We start from the raw sequence: 18,942 nt of genomic DNA, 5'->3' as shown, positions 1-18,942 counted from the left end.
GGCCTGCCTTTCCCGAATCCTGGTCTGGTGACGGACTTCCACACAGAAGAATTCCGAAACACCAATCGGCCCGGATGGGCGATGTCGGTGCACGATTGCACTGTTGAGCGGACCATGTTCGTTTAATCCTGTTCGTCTGCGCCGATAGTGGTTTCAGCACAATTGGATTGTCAATCGCCCGGTATTTCGTAGGATGTCGCCTATAGGTGCGAAGTCCTCTTCCTCCCCGGCGAAAGCGTCCTGCTATGAGCCAGCCTGTCCCCCCCACTAACCAGCCCCCCGAAACCGGCGGCAGCCCCTCCACAAATGCGACCAACCAGCACTTCGTTGCGCAGCACCCGGATGAGAACTCATTGAAATCAGCACCGGCAGACTGCCGAGCCGATTCAACATTCGAACTGGAAATCCAGAACCAGGCACAGTCCGGCAACCCGGATCAGACTACCGACGCAGATTTGGTCGGCCTGATGGAATCACGCGACTGGTTCCAGTCAGATCAGGCTTCAGAACGAACATATGTTGCCGGGCGATCGCCGGCCGGAAAAGCGCACGATCCCGTTTCAGAACGAACCAGAGCCATTCTGAGCGAACTCAACCTGTATGCAACACCGGGGGATCGATTCGACCTTCAGGAGCAAATTGCCGAAGGTGGTATGGGAATTGTCTGGCGTGCCTGGGATAAGCTTGTCGGCAGACCGGTGGCTGTCAAGCTGCTCAAGGAAGACTTCATTGGAACCGATTTACTGGTTCGTCGATTTCTTGCCGAAGCAAGAATCAGTGGATTGCTGGAGCATCAGGGAACCATCCCGGTGCACGCGATTGGTCTGCTGAACGACCGTCAGCCATTTATTGCGATGCGTCTGATCGAAGGCCGTTCGCTTCAGAGTCTGTTAGATGGACGCAGTTGTGGTTCACAGGATCAAATGCGATTCCTGAAGATCTTCGAACGCATCTGCCACGCGATGGCCTACGCGCACGATCACCATATCATCCATCGCGATCTGAAACCAGACAACATCATCGTTGGTGACTACGGCATCGTCAAAGTCACAGACTGGGGACTCGCCAAGCGACTCAACTACCCTGGCGATCTGCGCTACGACTTTGGCCGTGATCCCGCAGAAATCCCGGACTCGCACTCGAACCCCGAATCTGACGCTCAGATCGGAATGCTGAGCGGAGCTGAAACTTCCTGGGGGACCGTCTTCGGAACACTGGCCTATCTACCGCCCGAACAGGCTCAGGGGAAAACGGATCAGGTCGACAAGCGTGCCGATGTGTTCAGCCTGGCCGCCATTCTTTGCGAAATTCTGACAGGCTCTCCGCCCTATTGCGGAAATGAACCAGCCGAATTGTATCGTCGAGCTGCCAGGGCAGACCTTTCGGACGCATTCGAAAGACTCAATCGCTGCTCAGCAGACAACGGATTGATTCAACTTGCCATCAAGTGCCTTTCCCCCGAACCCACGGATCGATGCCGCAATGCAGGAGAACTGGCAGGAAGGCTGACCGAGTGCCTTGAAGCGGATATTCGCCGGAGCGAACGCGACCTGGTCCGTTTCTTCGACTTATCTCTCGATCTGTTCTGTATCGCGGGTCTCAACGGCTACATGCGCCGCGTTAACGTCAACTTCACTCGCATTCTTGGGTACACCGAAACAACCCTGTTGACTCTGCCATTCATGCATTACGTCCACCCCGATGATCATCAACCAACAGAACAGGCAATGCGCACGCTCGGAGAAGGGCGCCCTGTGGTGCGGTTCTGCAATCGATATCGTCACCAGGATGGCCACTATATTCTGCTGGAATGGACCGCTCGATCGGTTCCGGAAGAAGGCCTGATCTACGCGGCCGCTCGAAAGATCGAGACCGCTGAGGATGCAGTGTTCTGTTCGTAGGCGGTTCCCCGGTTTGCATTGCCCGATCACCTCGACCAGGGCAGCTAACTGGCCAATCAGGTGTCACTTGCCGCGGTGCGAATTGATCCTTCCTGAGCCGCCGGGAGTTGCGGAGACCGACTCGTCACATGGAGAATCGCTGGCAAATCCCACGAATCGCCCTTCAAAACAGGCAAGACTGAGCGATTCGGCAAATGATGCCGATCCCAAATGAAGACGGCGCGACCTGCAGAAATCGGCGCGAATGGTCGGTTATCAATGGCAGCGAATGACGAATCGACGACGCAGAGTGCCGAATTCTGCCGAACCTGCACCCATGAATCGACGGGAACATCCACGGACCTGGAAGAAGGGTTTCAGTCGCGTTGACCTCCCCGCAGTCAACTGCGAAAACAGATGGTTCTTCAGCGAATCTCTCGTTCCCCCTCCTGTAATCCTTTCTCTGCCACACCTCAGCCAAACAAAACGGTTTCGGAATTTTTCAAAGCCAGACGCCTGCATAGCTTCCTGAGTGGTGCAGAACGTGTGAACTATCAGTCAGACAGACTTCGGCCTGCAGACATGATAGCTCGCGATGGCAATGAAGATCCGAACGCTGATCGGTGGGAGTGCCTGACTCATGCGAATCGCGATCATCAGTCTGACGTTTCTGAGCCTGACTGCGGGCTGCATGTCGTCTTTGCTTGACACACGAATGGTCAGGCAATTCACGATGGAACAGCGTGTTGTCACAACATTTGCTGACGCACTGAAGGAGGACAACGAACCAGCATTGCGTCGCGCAGTCTCCTCGAGATTCGAGCAGAAGGCACTACGATCCGAGACAGCGTTTCGCGATCTTGAAATCGTCAGCCTGCCTCGAACAGACCTGACCGTCGTAGAAACGGAAGTTGTCGACGACGTTACCAGGCGACTCGTAGTCATGGACGAAGACGAAGAAAAGTTTCAGATGAAGCTTGTGCGTGACAGCCAGAAAGACTGCTGGGTGGTGGACGACGTCATCACGCGTCAGCAACAAAAAGGAACCCGATCTGCGAGGTCCTGCACCGAGGTGATGGACCTGCTGCTGACACTGCGGGAATTTCTGGAGACATGGAAACAGGGTGACCGTGACGCCATGCTGAGCGTACTTGACCCCGAAATGCGTTCGTCACTGGAGATTCTGCCAGAACCATGGATGCATCAGCTGGCTGGAAGAATTACCAGTGAATATGAAGTCGCGATGGCACGTCGCCCGGAAGCTCAGCTCAACGGTGACGATGCCACTGTGAAACTGCCCGCCAAGACCGGTTTCCTGATGGTCAAAGTGCAGAGAATCGATGACCGCTGGCTGATCAGCAATGTTGAGTTGATCAGTCGCCGCGATAAGGATCATCCAGGATCCATCGGCCGACAGGCACGCGCAATGATTGCCGTGACCACATTCCTGAAAAGTTACAACGCGAATGATCTGGCAACGCTTGAGAAAGCCACCGATCACGAATTTTTCCAGGGAGCACTGCAGTATTCTGATCTTTCCATGATTCCAATGCCCAGCCACGACAATGCCCCCGATGACTTTGAGATCAAAGCTTACGGAGATCAGCTGACTGTGATGATCCCCGGGAAAGAAAACATGTATCGACTGGATCTGATGTCCGTGGCCGATGCAGGGGCATCAGGCAGGAAGCTGGACAAGGTCGGCAGCAAAACCGATATCGATGCATTCGTTGTGCGGGAAGTCACACTGTATGATCGACAGACGATGCAGCAGCGCAACCTCTCGTCAGCATTCACCGGCCCGGCCAGAGCATCGCTGTTCATGACAGCGCTGCAGCAGCGGGACCTGCAGATGTTGCGAGCCGCTTCCACCCAGTCATTGTCTCAGGGGACATGGCATCGCCTGAAAGACGCGCACGCCAGCCTGCTAAGAATTCCTGATGTACCCGTCGGCGAAATGCAGCATCAGGGAAGCCGTGTCAGAGGCCAGAATACAGAACTGGATTTTGTAACCGACAACGGGCAGGTCTTCAGCATCATTCTGACAGACGAAAACGGTGACCTGAAAGTGGATGACGTTCAGTACCCCAATTCGATGGCGGAAGTCGTATCGCTGAAGAATCAGGTCAGTCTTGCTGTCCCTATCCTTGAATGCGCATTGGCATGGCAGCAGGGAAGCCTGAGCGAAGTGCAGGAAGTTTCATCGCTGCAGTTCAATCGCCTGGTCTGGAGTAACGTCGATGAACTGCCAGTCGGTTACATTGACATTCCTGATCTGCTTTCGCTGCCCGTCAGCCGGTACCAGATGACCGAAGACAGCGCTATTGCCGTTCTGAAGGCCGGGGAAGGACAAAGCGCGAATGTACGACTTGTACCGGAACATGGACGCTGGCTGATCGATGACATTTCATTCCAGAATTCAGCGGGGCAGGTTGTGGACATTCGGTCCACCATGCGGAAGGAGATTGCCCAGCGATTTCTCGAAAGTCCGTCCGGCGTCATTCAGCGAGCTGGCCATCTTGTCTCGGAACCGCAGGAGATTCGATCGCAGATGAGTTACACGATCGGTTCAAATCCCGGCGGCAATGACATCCGACGCCCGGGAAACCTGACAATGCCGTCAGCTCGCACATCACCAACCCGGCAGGCCAGCTTCACCCTTGAAACTGAGCATGAACCGCCAGCCGTATCCGGACGCGATGGTTCCCTGTATTTCGGGCCCGGTGCTGCTCGCCTCGCCCGCACGGGTCGTGCTTCTGAAACGGATCCCCATACATCCGGTATTCCGGACGAATTGAAAATGATGGATGTTGCTCCTCCCGCCGCAGAAGCTATGCATGCGATCCACGAGACCTCTGTGCCCATGGCAGAAGAAGAAGTAAAGCAACTCAGGAAGGCAAACGACGATGTTGTGGCCGAAGAAATTAATGGTGTTGTTTACTATCGTCCGTCCGGGAAAACATCGACCAAATCGACGGAACCTTCACAGCCGCCAGCGACGACGCCCGAATCAACCCAACTAAAATCCAGTGCGGCGGTTCAGCCATCCAATCATCCCATTGATATTTCACTCGAGTAAGTCGGCGCACCAGGGCCAGGCAACAATACGATCCTGATTCGATCCGGAAGTGCCAGAATTGCAAAGCCGATCACCACTCAGACGGATACCAGGTTTGGTCAGCTTGAAGAAATGATTGCACTGCCTCCGATTGGTGGCCTCCTAATGATAGCCGCGATCGACGGACGTTTCGGATGCCTGAGCTCCTCTGTCCTCTGTCCCCGATTCCACACGGAGAATGCATCACGCACAAGGCAAACAAGGCAACCGTTCAATGCCGCAGCGAACAGCATCGAATCTCATGACTCCCGGATAACTGTCGTTCAACGAACGCCCCCTGATCCGGGCTCATTCATGTGTGCCAGGAATGCGTGTTCACAACACATGGTCATTCCAATGATTAGCCAGACACACTGTCACTTGTTTGTTTCTTCGCGCCCGTACTTTTGTCGAATTGCCAGCACTGCCGGGTCTTTTGGATCGAGTTCGACCGCTTCACGCAGTCGCTCAAATCCGCGGGACGCATCTCCTGATTCGAAGTGAGCCCACGCGAGCTTAGCCATGTCGGCCGCAGTGGCTTGTTGCTGGCGAATGATCTCCTGAAACGCGACCTCAGCGCGAGGCCAAACCTTTAACACCAGAGCTGCGCTGCCATAGTTGCGCAGGTCCAGCGGCGGCGTCTCTGAACCAATCGTCGGTTCAAGCAGTTCCATACATTCACGAATGGCATCGGGACGATGTGTTTGAAGCAGCGAGAAGGCGAGATTGCTGCGAATCAGCGGGTCATTGGGGTTCAGCTCAAACGCTCGGCGAAACAGACGTTCAGCCTCTGCGTAGTTGGGTCGTTTGAGTGCAACCAACCCGGGATGGTAGTAAGACGTGGCCTGATTTGGCTGTAACTGTCGAGCCAATTCGAAATATTGCTCTGACTGTTCAAGCCGTCCCACGTGGTAACAGGCCAGTCCGTAGTTTGTGTAGACGATGTAAGGCGACCAGTATGAAAGCATGTGTGCGTGATCTGATTGAGCAAAGATGACTTCAGAGTGTGAAATCGTCGAGTCGTAGTCCTTCGACTCCAGGCTCAGTGCCGCCAGCGCTGCGTGTCCCTCAAGATAAAGCGGATCCTGGTACACGGCATGTGTGAAGAGAGCGGCATCGTTGACCCAGTATTGCCGGTCCCACAGTGATGTCAGCGCGAATACGATCACAAGACACAGGCTGCACCGCACAATTCTCCTGTTCCACGCCGCTGTATTGTGCGATCGCATGGAAAACGAATACAGAATTGTAATCGCGAACAGAATCAGGCCCCAGCTTGCCGGATAAAGATACCTTTCCGCACGCCAGTGACGCAGGGTAAGAATTCCGGATGTTGGCAGTGTCCACAGGGTATACCAGACCAGCCCCGTGGCAGGTGAAAATCGCTGACGGAACGCAATCCCAAAGAACACGACAATCAGGAGCACGCCCAGCAGCGCCAGCCAGGCAACAGGATCGTTCAGTGCAGCGACCTCCCACCGATCACTGAGTCGCGGAGAGAACGGCCAGAAGACCGTGCTGACATGGTGCCACCACAGACTGGCCAACGTCAATGCCTGCTGCACAACCGTGTTCCCGGGTCTCACTCCCGTAAGTTCGCCGGATCCTGTGATTGTTCCGCGGATCAGCCAGAGTGTTGCTGTCGTCACCAGCATCGCGGTGAATCGACCTGCCATCACTGGCACAGACAGGCGCGATGTGTCTGTCCAAAGCAACGCGACATAGATGACGGGTATGATGAAACCGCTCTCTTTACTCAGGACGGAGCAGCTGACCGCCAGCACGATTTCGACGATATTCCTGATGCGACGTCGCACCGTGCGATCAGAGGTGGCAGCATCCACTGATAACGCCCGATAAAGCGCCAAAAGACCGAAGGCAGCGGCCATCATGTCTTTGCGACCACTCACCCACGTCACGGACTGCGCATTGATTGGCAGCGTGGCAAATAGAAACGTGCTCAGAAACACGGCATCGGCAGTCCAAGGTTTCCGGGGCAGAATCTGGCCACCGATGCGATGAAGCAGCAAGACCACAAGACAGTGCCAGATAACGTTCTCTGCGTGAAATGCCACCGGATTGTTTCCCCAGAGCCACCAGTCGACACTGATGCTCAGGGCATATAATGGCCGCCAGTAGCCCCCGGACGAATCTGATTCCCCACCATGCCTGAACTGGTAATCATCAAGAGACGTGGTAAAGACGCGACGAAGATCATCCAGGGAGTTCACCCGATAACCAGCATCTTCGATTTCTGAGTGATCAAGCCAGACGAACTCACAGCAAAGGACTGTGCTGAACGTCAACAGGATCGAAAACACCAACAAACCATCCCTGCGACGAAAAACAGATCGCTGATGCGATCTGTTTCGTGAGTTCATTTCGTCGATCATGAAAGTGCACTAAGCCCTTCGACCACGTCGTTTACGCCACACTCCAAAACCACCCATCATCATGCAGGTCAGCGTCAGACTCCCTGGCTCAGGCACCGCCGCACTACCAATGGCATCGGTATGAACCAGCAATGAATAGTTACCTCCGCCTCCCCCGAACCCCTTGACCTCGACGTAATATTTCCCAGCCGTGTTAATGGCGACGTTCGTAAGAATGGAACCGGAATCTCGAAAACTGCCACTTCCAAACGAGGTCGTTGAATAGAAAGTGTCGTCATTCGACCCGAGGAGATTCATGGACGAATCGAAGATACTTATGATCGTATCTGTTGAGGAAATGCCGTCGTTGTTGATGTCTGCCGTCAGGAACCCGGGTGCAGTGAGATCGAGTTCGAAGAAATCACTGTCACCGCTCGACAAAAATCCATTCACAACATCTGCATAGCGACCGGCCACAGAGATTTCGTTGAGCATCAGTCCCTGAGCTGTGGAAATCAGGTTGCCAGCATCGCCAAATTCGCTGGAAGCTGTCGGATTCAGGGGCAGAGTCCCAGCCGCGTAGGCAAGTTTGACTTTGGAATGCGTGGAGAACCCTCGAAGCGTCTCACGGCCGAGCTCATCAAGCCCTGTGCTGCCCGTCGCCATGATGTTCGAGTTCTGCAGCCCCCCGGTTGCAACCGGGGTTCCTGCGAAGGAAAGGTCCCCGTACGCGTCGTGATGCCGCAAGCCAAGGTTGTGTCCCAGTTCGTGAGCCCCGGTTCCTGCCAGTGCTGTGGAAATCTCATCAATCTGAACAGCGCGGGCATCACTGCCTTCCAGAGTAAAACCAAAGTTGTTCGTGAACACGCGAGCAGTCTGGGCTCCAACGGTATTCAACCAGTCAATCGAATCAGCCACCCCAAGGGATCCCGGAGTCCCATCAAAAATACTGTATGTCAGGGTCTCGAACACCGTTCCGACGGCCGAGTCCGAGAACGACAGGCCAGTAAAGTCAGAATAGATCGTACTCAACTGAGTGAGGATGTTTGACTTGATCGTGCTCGTCTCCGCGGCCGTAAAACTGGAGACTCCAGCGGCCGCGGTCGCTTCGTTCAGTCGGGTCTGAAAACTGGAAAAATCAACGTAGATGACTCCGGCCTGCAGGTGGTCCGCAGATACCATCGCTAACGAAATCGCCAGCAGCAAATGGAACGCTCGAGTGGTCATCCTCGTTCTCCAGTGTTTGTTGAATGTACCGGGCCGAATCGCTGAACGGGATCTCTCAGAGAAAACCAATTCAGGGGCAACGCACAGAGCCGCAACAAGGGACCTCAGGTCTCCTCTGTTGGTTGCCGCCTGGCAGATGGAAAACCTGAATCGAGGGCAAAGGTGTCAGAAGGGTGAATGGATATCAAGAACAGAATAGAACATTTTTGGGAAACTAAAGATTATTGAGTCTGATCCTGTTGGGATGCCACTACCAGATTCAAGCACCTCGCGACTGTCGCTCAACCACTGGCCATCATGACATCCTGCCCTTCTGAAGCCCGTCGTTCCCGAGATTCCTGAAGCTTGCCAGTAACCCCACGCGTGATCGTGCAAAGACGAACAGAACCGCTGGAAGCCAGGTGGGAGATGGAGCCTATGGTACGCCGGAACGGAGATCCGAAATTCGATGAAGCGGGCCGCTGAGCAGTGTTCAGAGATCGATGTCGATGCTGTCGGCTGGTTGAAAGAAAATTTCAAACAGAGGACCTTTCGCAGTCGGGATGGAAGGCATACGCAGGAGCCTAAGCCAAAGCCGGAAGCAGGAATAAATGCCAGCGTTGGACTTTCGGTCAACAAACGCCCCATATACGCCTGAGCCAGCCGTTTCACGATCAAACCCCCCTCATTCTCAGCGACTACGTTCGAGACTCATGGGAGGCCGGCAGCTTTCACATTGCCCGTGTCTGGCCTGAAGTGGGTACCCGGAAATATCGGACCGTGACCGGGAAGAGCGGCTGTTGGTGCCGAAACCGTAGTTTCTCCGGCAAAATCTGCCAGTCGACCACAAAGGCAGGCTTTCCCTAAATCGCCCCATTTATTAACGTTCACGCCGCGCAGGTAGCTTGCCTGGTCGGCCATGCCCTCGAAAGTGATCGGAATCCGGTCGCCTTTCAGGCAGAAAAACGACTGAGTTCAATCCGTCGAGGCCTGTGCGAAGGTTGTCGAATGGCATCCGGGGGGGAACAATTCGAATCCCGCTGCTGTGCGACTTAGTTTCAGGGCGTTGTCCCTGTGAGGATGCAGCCGGGGTTGTCGGGGAAAGGACTCTGCAGGATGGCGTTCGAACCGCAACGATTTATACACGCAGCGAATGTGCGGCTGGATGTTCCCGTCAGCGTCCAGACCTCTGAGGCGCTCACGGACGAACTGCGTGTCGCTTTCGAAGACGCAACACTGACTTCTTTTGATGACGTGATTCACGCCTGCGTCGACCATGCCGTCGATTTCTTGCTGTTGTCAGGAAACATCTTCATCGAAGCAGATCGCAGTCTTCGAGCACGTCTGGCACTGTTGAAAGGATTCAGGCAACTTTCCGAAAAGAACATTCCCGTTTACATCCTGCCCGGTGACGCAGACCCGCCAGAAGCCTGGCGGGCAATTCCGGAGTTACCGGACAACGTATTCATCTGCTTCAGTTCGAATCCGGAGCCACTGGAAGTCAATCGAAATGGCCGCACGATTGCGACCGTGTCTGCATCCATGTGGTATGGGGAGACCGACGCTTTTGGGATTCAGGTCATCTCAGAGACTGTCGACGGAATTCAACCATTTCGTATCGCGCCAGTGAGCCAGGCGAAGTACGAAGAGTCTCAGCGAATGGCGGCGATGGCAGCTGAGGCCAACGACGACCTGCTGGATGAAACGCTCCAGAGCAGCGCGACGGCGGAACGACTGGCAGCGGAAAAGAGTCAGGTCCATGGGACTCTGGTGCCTCTTTCGGGCAAGCCACGTGTCAGAAAATCACGGCCGGCCGGAACGTCCGATGACGACGAATCGGAATGGAATGGCGAAATCTACGACGTCGACGATTCCGAGCCGGGTAGTGAGCCATCAGACGAAGCAGAGACCACGATCGACGGCTGGGACGAAGGCTTCATCGCTTTTGTTGACGAGATGCTGACAGAGGGGCGACTCAACTATCTGGCTCTCACGGGAGAACTGGAACGCAGCACATTGAATCGCCCGCTCGGGACGATGCATTGTCCCGGTACAACTCAACCTCGCAGTCATCACGAAACATCCGACGGGAGCTGTTCGCTGGTAGAGATTGGTACAGATGGACTCCAGCGGATTCGAACGATTGACACCAGTTCGGTCGACTGGAAGCACATCGAGGTGACCGTCCGGGAGCACACCACGCTGACCGCAATGCTTCAGATGCTGAAAGCCGAATTACTGGAGCAAAACGTGGGCAGCAGTGATCGCATCTGGTCCGTTCACTGGACCTTGCGATGTTCTGTGCCGGTCATGCGGGAACTCATACAGGAAGACCTTGCCGTTGCCGTCGCCGTTGAGCTCGATGAACTCAAACGCGGCACCCGTACGATTCAGTTGTTGCATGATGTGGTACTGATCCCGCTGGAGTGGCAGTTGTCTGACGCGAATCATCTCGCACAACGCTATTCACGACTGATCAATGATGATGCTCGACTGATCGAATCAGAACTCAAACAATTGATTGAAGACGATTCCGAATTGTCAGTCGGCTGGCGACATCGTCTCACGGCCCTGTTGTCCGGCATTGATGCGGAACGAATCTTCGGACGCATGCGTTCCGATGGTGCTGACTGGTTTCTTCCGGATCTCGAAGAATTCGAGACGCTGCAGCGGACGGCCTCACCAAGGGACATTTCTGAAGGTGCCAGCCAATCCGAGGACGACGAATGGACGGACGAAGATTTCACCGAAGAAGACGCTGTTGATGTTCTGATGTCTGATGATGAGCTATCCGCAGAAGAGGATGTGCCTTCAGATGACGAACAGTTTGACGACGATCCGGACTTCGATGAAGAATACAATAACGTCGACCCGGACGACGACGAGGAAGACTTCGAAGACGAAGATGACGTCGCAGGAGGCGCAGCATGAAGCTGACCGAGATTGATATTGACCGCTTCCGAATCTGGCGAAGTCTGTTGCTGCGTCTCAATCCGTCCGGGTTGAACGTGATCTATGGCCCGAATGAGGCCGGTAAGACCACTCTGATGCGCTTCGTTCGGTCTATCCTTTATGGATTCGAACCGCTTTCGCAGGAACCGGCATGGCATCGACCAGATGCGGAGCAGCCCTGGCGAGGTGCTCTGCGATGTGAACACGGAGGACGGACCTGGCGAATTCATCGTCGAGCTTCTCTGAAGACAACAGGAAAGCTGCGAATCTCCGGTGGCCCTGAGGACCTGCACGGTGACGACGCCATGCAGCTTTTGCTGTCTGGTACAACCGAATCGCTGTTTACAGACATCTTTGCCGTTGGCGTTCGCGAACTGCAGCAACTGGCAACACTGGGTACCGATCAGGTCTCAGAATACATCTATGGCCTGTCGATGGGGCCGCAGGGGCGACAAATTCTGGACTCCATTGCGGGAGTCAAAGAACGACGTCAGCGTTTGTTCCGCGATCACGGGAAGGCAGGCACGCTTCCGGAACTGTTTGATCGGTATGCAAGAATCTCCGGCAAGCGGGCCGATGTTGGCAAGGCACGAGAGAAGCATGCACGCCTGACACGACGGCGGCGGGAGCTCAACGACGAAATCCACGAACTGCAGCAGCGTGAAGATACCATCACCAATGAACTGCAGGGCCTGCGTTTTCTTCAAAGCGTCCACAAACCGTGGAAACGAAGTCGTGATCTGCAGGACGAACTGCAAAAGTTACCGTACGTCCACACGAATCCGTCGGAAGCACTGAAGCAACTACAGGCGGCCGAAAAAGAAAGTCAGGAATGCGCAAATCGCCGCGACAAGCTGAACGATCAGGCAGCCCAGCTGAAGTCGCAGGCGGAACGACTACAGATCGATGGTGAATTCGAAAAAGAACGGTATGCCATTCAGAGTCTGGTTGATCAGGCGGACTGGATGCGTCAACTGGACGAACAGATTCGAGGCGCAGAAGAGCGTTCTGCCGAACTGCGTCGCGAACTGAATCACCAGCTGACACAGCTTGGCTCAGGCTGGACGCTGGATCGTCTCATCGGCATTGATACCTCATCCGAAGCGCATCACCAGCTGCTGGAACAGGCACGGGTCTACCAGACCGCCCTGCAACGCCGTGGCAAACTCAGGCGTATGGCCCGTTCACTGACTCGCAAGAGCCAGAATGAACTTGTGGAACTCAATGAAGAACTCGACGCATTGGGCATGTCGGTCGTTGAAGCCATTCAGCTTGAACAGGAGCGCATGCAGGAACTCGAAAACCTGGGGCGACTTCGTCTGGAAGAAGAACGTCTTGCACTGAAGATTCAGACGGTCCGCCGCGTGATGAGTCGTGTTGACACCAACGAATCTATTCCTCCGTGGGTTGATAAAGCCGTCAACGCCATGTGGTGGATCGGAACGGCGTTATTCCTGTTCGGCATTATGACATTCGCCATGGGCGGCGACGCCCGCCGGTCCCTGGGGGGATCGCTCGCAGCAGCAGCCTTCGGCTTTGCAGGAATGATGTGGTGGGCCGTTCGAAATGGTTTGCGAAACCACTTTGACACCAAGACCGGTATCCAACTGGACGACCTGACCGACGAAGCACGGCAGGCCGATCGCGAACTGCGAAATATTCAGGACCGCATCGAAAGGATGGCGATACCGGGAATGGGCCATTCCGGATCAGCACCGCGATCGCTGATTCAGACGAATGATGTGACCACCAAACATCGATCATCGACGGCTGAACTGATCGAGCGTATTGGCGAATGTTCACGCCGCATCACAGACCTGGAACGTCTGATGCGTCGGCAGGATAGCGCGATGCTTCGTCGCAAACGCCTTCAGGTACTTCGAGACCGTTACCGAACGGCGCAGCAGGACGTGAACGCCCAGCGACAACAGTGGTGTCGTCTTCTCACACGACTTGGAATGGACGAAACCGTTGATGTGCGTCAGGCATTCGACTGGTGGCAGCAAATCCAGCAGGTGCGAGAAATGCACATGCAGTGGCGCAATGTTGCACCAGAGGTGGAAGGACTGCGACGCATGTTTGAGGGCATGCGATTGCGAGTAGAGCAGCTGGGGCAGCGCATCACGACATCAAAGAAGTCGAACTTTACCCGGCCGCTGGAGGTGCTGACTGCCTGGAGTCTTCAAATCAAGACGCACGATCGTGATCGCACCGAACGCGCTCGGCTGCTGGAAGAATCCGAAAGCCGGGCTCGCGACGGAATTCATATGCAGCACCAGATGGAAGCCGCAGAACTGCGCCGCAGCGCCGTGCTGGCACGCGCGGGCGTCGCTTCGAAAGAAGAGCTGCAGCAGCAGGTGGAATGGGAAAACAAGCGACATCAACTGACGGCCCAGCTGAAAAAAGCGAAGGAAGAAGTGGTCGAAATCTCTTCCGCCGAAAATGCGATGGCCATCGTCGAAGACGATCTTATTCGATTCGATCCGGCTCACGCTCGTGAAAGAATTCAACTTCTGGATCTTGAATTGTCAGAAGTCGAAGAACAGCTGAATGCCGATCATGAAGAGCTCGGAAGCCTGAAGCAGGAGATCAAACTGCTGGAAGCGAGTCGGGATTCGCATGCGGACTACTTCCGAAAGGCGAGTCTTGCGTCCGAAATTCATCGCGCGGCAGAAGAGTGGATCGCACTGAAAGTGGAACAGGATGCCGTCATCCAGCTCCGACGTCAGTTCGAACAGGAGAACATTTCAGGAACCCTGGTGACCGCATCCGACTACATGCACCGGATGACTTCCGGGCGTTACCATCGGATCTGGGCGCCGCTTGGTGAAGATTTTCTCTGTATCGATGACGAATACGGCCAAACCTTCCGGGTGGAACAGCTCAGCGGTGGTACTCGAGAACAGCTGTTCCTCGCGATCAGATTTGCGCTGGTTCGTGAGTTCGCTCGCCGCGGCGTCGAACTGCCTATTGTGATGGATGACCTGTTTGTGAATTTCGATCAGGAACGAACAGAAGCCGCTGCCGATTGTCTGATTGAACTTGCCGGGGAAGGTCAGCAGGTCCTGTTCTTCACCTGTCACGAACATCTCGCACACCTGTTTCAGGAAAAGAAGGTGGAACCGCTCTGGCTGCCGGGGCATAAAGTCGCACTGGACCTGCACAAACCAGAGCTGGAACTGTCCGGCAAGGCACTTGCGTCAGACGCTGGCACAGGCACATCGGTCACGCATCTGGACATGGCCATCGACAGCGACGAACTGCTGGACGATTCAGAGGCAGACGAACAGGAAAACGGCGAAGCCAGGAAAACCGAAACCGTCCCGCGCGGCGAAGCTTCGTGATGGAAAAGCTACCGGAAACATTTGGGGCGGGGTGCTTCCTACCTGCGATTCAGAGTTACAGTTCTGTGGCTGGAAGGTGAAGAGAACGGCCGATTCAGTTCTCAGCAATCGTGCCGATGACGGTCAATTGATAGTCTCCTCCAGCCATCGTCGAAAAGTCGTCGGTCAGAAATGTGACATCCAGCCAGCAATAGACCAGCCCGGGCCCGCGGCTGGAAACCTGAACCGTTGCCACTTCGTCTCCGGCGGCGTAGTTCGTCTGATCGATGGGCGCATCAAATCCCCAGCGTGCTGATCGTGTTCCCTGAATGCGAGTTATCTGAATTCGGGCGTCGCGTTTGTAAGCTGCGTTGCTGAGATTGTGGAAAGCGTGGTCCGTTGAGAATCGAACCGTTGCTCCGGAACGTGATGTGGATAGTGCAAACCATCTCTGATCAGCCATGACAACGTCATCGTTGGTTCCCGGATGAGCCTCAACAATGGCGGGATCAAGTGCTCGGATGACAATCTGGCCCGGAATGCGTACCTGATAATTGGTGGAATCCTGGCCGTATACCCTGTTTGACAGTGTCAAGAGAAGGTACCCGAGCAGAATGATGGCAACTCGATGCTGGGACATGGTGGATCATCTTTTGAGTGTGTATGCCGAAACGGGTTCAGCCGTCTCACAGCGCGCATACTCAAAAAATGGCTCACGAAAGGTATCTCAGCAAGCCAGCGATGGGCAGATTCACCCAATCAACGTTCCGTTTCTGCAACGCGCTGTTACAAACCATGAAGCCCGCCAATCCAGCGCGATTGTTCTGATTGAACCGCCGTCCCGTGCTGATCAGACAGCGTGAAGCAGCCCAAGAATTCCCAGTCCGTAAAATGTGTATTCCACGTCCGCCTGCTGGTCCCAGCTGGCGCCTCGGAATCCGCCGGAAGGCAATTCGATGGATTGACTAACCCAATCCACGATTTTATCCGGAGAAATTAAGTCGCGACGTCCCAGATCCTGTGCGGTGAGCAACGCTGTGAATGTCGAAAGCCCGTCAGCAAACGGAACTCGCGTATTTGCCTGAAATCCACCTTCACTGCTGATGACATCTGTCAGGAACGCCAGTGCGTCATCGGCAATCTCGTTGTCCATGGCATTCAGCTTATTCAGCAGCGCGACAGCGGCGGCGGTCGGATTTGTACCGCTGCGTTTCATGGGTGCGATTTCTACAAACCCGCCGTCATCACGTTGACGGTCGTAAAGAAACTGCACCAGCGCATTACGTCGCGGAACAGACTGACCAAGAAGCTCGTACGTCAGTGCCACCATGAACGACTGGTATGTACTTCCCGCAGCGCCACCGCTGGATTTTGCATATCCACCATCCGCAACTCGACGAAGTTCGAGCTGCCGACACAGTTGTGAACTCAGGTCCTCCGGCTGGCTGGCAAGGATGTCGTGTCCCGTCGCCGCCTGAAGCACCAGAACGCAGTACAACCAGCTCAGCAGATCAATCGCGCCCAGATCAAGCGGTTGAAATGAATCAAGAAATGGCTTTAAGCCCTGACAGACCTGCGGTTCGAGTTCTCCTGTCACCGCCAGCGCTCGAACTGCGAATCCCGTGTAGTAAAGATCCGAACCTCCTTCGCGACCGCGAAACCCTCCGTCCGGCAGCTGATGTGCCATCAGAAACTCGCGGTGACGAACAATTCGACTGGGATCAATCTGGCGCAGGCCCCGTGCAACACGGTCGGCAAGTTTGAACAGATACATCGTGTAGCTTTAATCCTCAGTCGATCACAACAAATTCGTTGCTGTTCAGAAGGCACAAACAGAAGTTGGTCAGTGTCGTTCGATTTTCATCCACCGACAGCGATCCATCGGCTACAGAACTTAACGAATCGTCGACAGAAGAACTTTCCTGAAAAAACAACCTGGCCGTCTTTGTTTCAGCGATGGTTGGCGAACGTTGAAACAGTATTTCAAATGCCAGAGCGATTTGACGATCCACTTCGACGGCATCCGCAGGCTCACCTGAAGAAGCAGTTCGCTGTGCCAGTTGATCCTGAATTCTCCGCGCCATTCCTGTCGCGATTTCAAAGGCGAATTCGGAATTCAGCAGGTGCAAAGCCTGCGTCGCAGTGGTCGAGACGTTGCGCAACGGACAGCTTTGATTTGCTGACGGACGATCAAAGGCTTCAAAGATGGGGTATCGAAGATTTCGCCGCGCAAATACGTAGATGCTTCGACGACTGTGTTCAGTGGTGTCAGGCGTCACATCCCACTGATTCTTCAGAAGCGTACTTCGGAGTTCGGCAGGCAGCGGCGGTCGAACACCGGGACCACCCGTTTTTCTGTTGAGCGTACCAGCCGCCTGAAGCATGACGTCACGGATCACTTCTCCTTCCAGACGCTGCCTTGGAAAACGCGAAAGCATCCGACAATCGGCATCGACATGAAGACATTTTCGCCAGGCTGTTAATTCCTCTTCAGAAGAGCCGTCAGGGAGTTTGCTGCGCTGCTTCCAAACCTGTGACGTTAATATCAGGCGATGCAGTTCTTTCAGGCTCCAGTCATTCGCAATCAACCACGCTGCCAGCCAGTCCAGCAACTCCTGGTTTGATGGTGGCTGACCCATAATCCCGAAATCCCCCGGCGTATCGCAGATACCGATACCAAAGTGGTGCTGCCAAACCCGGTTCACTGCAACTCGGGCAGTCAGCGGGTTGCGGGAATCTGTGAGCCACCGCGCCAGTTTCACTCGCGGGTCTGAGGAAATCCCGGGTTCATTGAACGCAGATACCTCGGATGCAAGCACTGCAGGAATGCCCGGCTGAATTTCTGGCCCCGGTCTCCGAAAGTCTCCCCGCAACATAATGTGCCCGACCACGGGTCGGTCGTTCAATCGTTGTAAACGGGTAACAGAGACGTTCTTCTTTAGTAAAACGGACGGTTCGAAGATGAGTCGGATTCGATAAAAATCAGCCTGACTGATGGGGTCGTACTTCGAATCGTGACACTGTGCACATCCCAGTTGCAGCCCCAGTACCGTGCTGCCGACCGTCGCCGTCATCTCGTTCAGTAAATGATGTTTGCGTTCGTCCTGCGAATTGATGTCCGGCATATCCGGGCCGCTGACACAAAAGTGCGTCGCAATGGCCGCTTGGGGGTCGTTTGGATACAGGAGATCTCCGGCGATCTGCTGACGGATAAATTCATCGTAGGGCATGTCGTCGTTGATGGCCTGAATCACCCAGTCACGGTACTTCCACGCATCCGGACGCACCTTGTCATGCTCAAAACCATCCGTTTCCGCGAATCGGGCGACGTCCAGCCAGTGCTGGGCCCATCGTTCACCGTACCCCGGCGAATCCAGCATGTGATTGACAACATCTATCCAGGGGGCAGTTCGTGCCTCATCGATCAACTGTGTCGACGGCAGCAATCCCGTCAGCCCCAAACTCGCGCGACGTACCAGGATTCGCACATCCGCTGAAGGCTGCAGCGACAATCCATGCTCAGCCAGGACCCTTTGCGCGATTTCGTCAACAGGGTTTTGCGCAGCAGAGTCGTGCAGTGGAGAATTCGTTGGTGGTGTCGTATCCAGCCGGACTTCCGGCAACGGATAAAACGACCAGTGATCCCGGTCGTCGACAGTGAATTCTGGTTCAACATAATCTGCATCGTCGGCATGGATGCTGCTCAGGCTTCCACAAAAGGATGTCAGCAGAACGAGCAGAATCGCTGGTCGTATCTGTTTCTGCATGGTGTCATCCGACGTAAGAAGTGCACACTGGTGGGAAATAGCGCTGACAGGAATCTTGGGCTGGTGGGCTGATTGTGACAAATCACCCCGCGCGAAGGCCAGTCGACAAACGACACCAAAGAGAATTTGCCACAGGATTACGATGCGTGCGATGCCTGCAACCTGTGACGACATTTCACACGCGTCTGCAGGATTGACGTCGAAGACGGCCCGATTCGCCGGGGTTCCCCCTGCGTCGCCCCATGCCTGGCGCATCAGGATTACTTTTCAACCAGCATCTCCCACGTCGGCAATCGCTCGCCACAGATTTCTGCCGCTGATGCTGTGACTGGTGCCAACATGATG

10 protein-coding genes are annotated in these 18,942 nt (G+C 54.9%); 5 read left to right on the top strand and 5 right to left on the bottom strand.

All coding sequences use genetic code 11. The features are described from left to right. The first annotated feature begins 245 nt into the window (after positions 1-245). The 3 genes from R3C20_06220 to R3C20_06210 all read left to right on the top strand — a co-directional run bounded on the left by R3C20_06220 (position 246) and on the right by R3C20_06210 (position 4,959). Positions 246-1,901 (top strand): protein kinase, encoded by a 1,656-nt coding sequence (locus R3C20_06220; protein MEZ6040080.1) that lies wholly within the window; start codon positions 246-248, stop codon positions 1,899-1,901. Positions 1,902-2,111: 210 nt separating this feature from the next. Beyond that, on the top strand, positions 2,112-2,270 hold the full coding sequence (locus R3C20_06215; GenBank protein ID MEZ6040079.1) for a hypothetical protein: 159 nt from the start codon (positions 2,112-2,114) through the stop codon (positions 2,268-2,270). 250 nt (positions 2,271-2,520) lie between these two features. Then, a complete protein-coding gene (locus R3C20_06210) occupies positions 2,521-4,959 on the top strand; it encodes a hypothetical protein (protein ID MEZ6040078.1) in 2,439 nt (812 codons plus the stop codon). A gap of 395 nt (positions 4,960-5,354) precedes the next feature. Here the strand turns inward: R3C20_06210 and R3C20_06205 are convergent, their stop codons facing one another. Beyond that, entirely contained in the window at positions 5,355-7,298 is a 1,944-nt protein-coding gene (locus tag R3C20_06205; GenBank protein ID MEZ6040077.1) for a hypothetical protein, read from the bottom strand. Between the two features lie 81 nt (positions 7,299-7,379). Beyond that, positions 7,380-8,576, bottom strand: coding sequence for a PEP-CTERM sorting domain-containing protein (locus R3C20_06200; protein MEZ6040076.1), 1,197 nt, complete (start codon positions 8,574-8,576; stop codon positions 7,380-7,382). Between the two features lie 1,095 nt (positions 8,577-9,671). Here R3C20_06200 and R3C20_06195 point away from each other — a divergent pair. Further along, the gene (locus tag R3C20_06195; GenBank protein ID MEZ6040075.1) at positions 9,672-11,486 is read left to right on the top strand and encodes a hypothetical protein; all 1,815 of its coding nucleotides are present in this window, start codon (positions 9,672-9,674) and stop codon (positions 11,484-11,486) included. Further along, positions 11,483-14,851: an AAA family ATPase gene (locus tag R3C20_06190; protein MEZ6040074.1), complete on the top strand. Its 3,369-nt coding sequence runs from the start codon at positions 11,483-11,485 to the stop codon at positions 14,849-14,851. The genes R3C20_06195 and R3C20_06190 overlap by 4 nt, the downstream gene beginning before the upstream one ends. 94 nt (positions 14,852-14,945) lie before the next feature. Here the strand turns inward: R3C20_06190 and R3C20_06185 are convergent, their stop codons facing one another. The 3 genes from R3C20_06185 to R3C20_06175 all read right to left on the bottom strand — a co-directional run bounded on the left by R3C20_06185 (position 14,946) and on the right by R3C20_06175 (position 18,852). Further along, the gene (locus R3C20_06185) at positions 14,946-15,470 is read right to left on the bottom strand and encodes a hypothetical protein (protein MEZ6040073.1); all 525 of its coding nucleotides are present in this window, start codon (positions 15,468-15,470) and stop codon (positions 14,946-14,948) included. Positions 15,471-15,680: 210 nt separating this feature from the next. Further along, positions 15,681-16,604: a prenyltransferase/squalene oxidase repeat-containing protein gene (locus R3C20_06180; GenBank protein ID MEZ6040072.1), complete on the bottom strand. Its 924-nt coding sequence runs from the start codon at positions 16,602-16,604 to the stop codon at positions 15,681-15,683. 16 nt (positions 16,605-16,620) lie between these two features. Continuing rightward, positions 16,621-18,852 (bottom strand): DUF1549 and DUF1553 domain-containing protein, encoded by a 2,232-nt coding sequence (locus R3C20_06175; protein ID MEZ6040071.1) that lies wholly within the window; start codon positions 18,850-18,852, stop codon positions 16,621-16,623. Between the last annotated feature and the right edge of the window lie 90 nt (positions 18,853-18,942).

The sequence above is a fragment of the Planctomycetaceae bacterium genome, from assembly GCA_041398825.1.
Lineage (GTDB): Bacteria > Planctomycetota > Planctomycetia > Planctomycetales > Planctomycetaceae > F1-80-MAGs062.
Note: the sequence above shows the minus strand (reverse complement) of the source record. Positions and strands in the feature narration are given on the sequence as shown.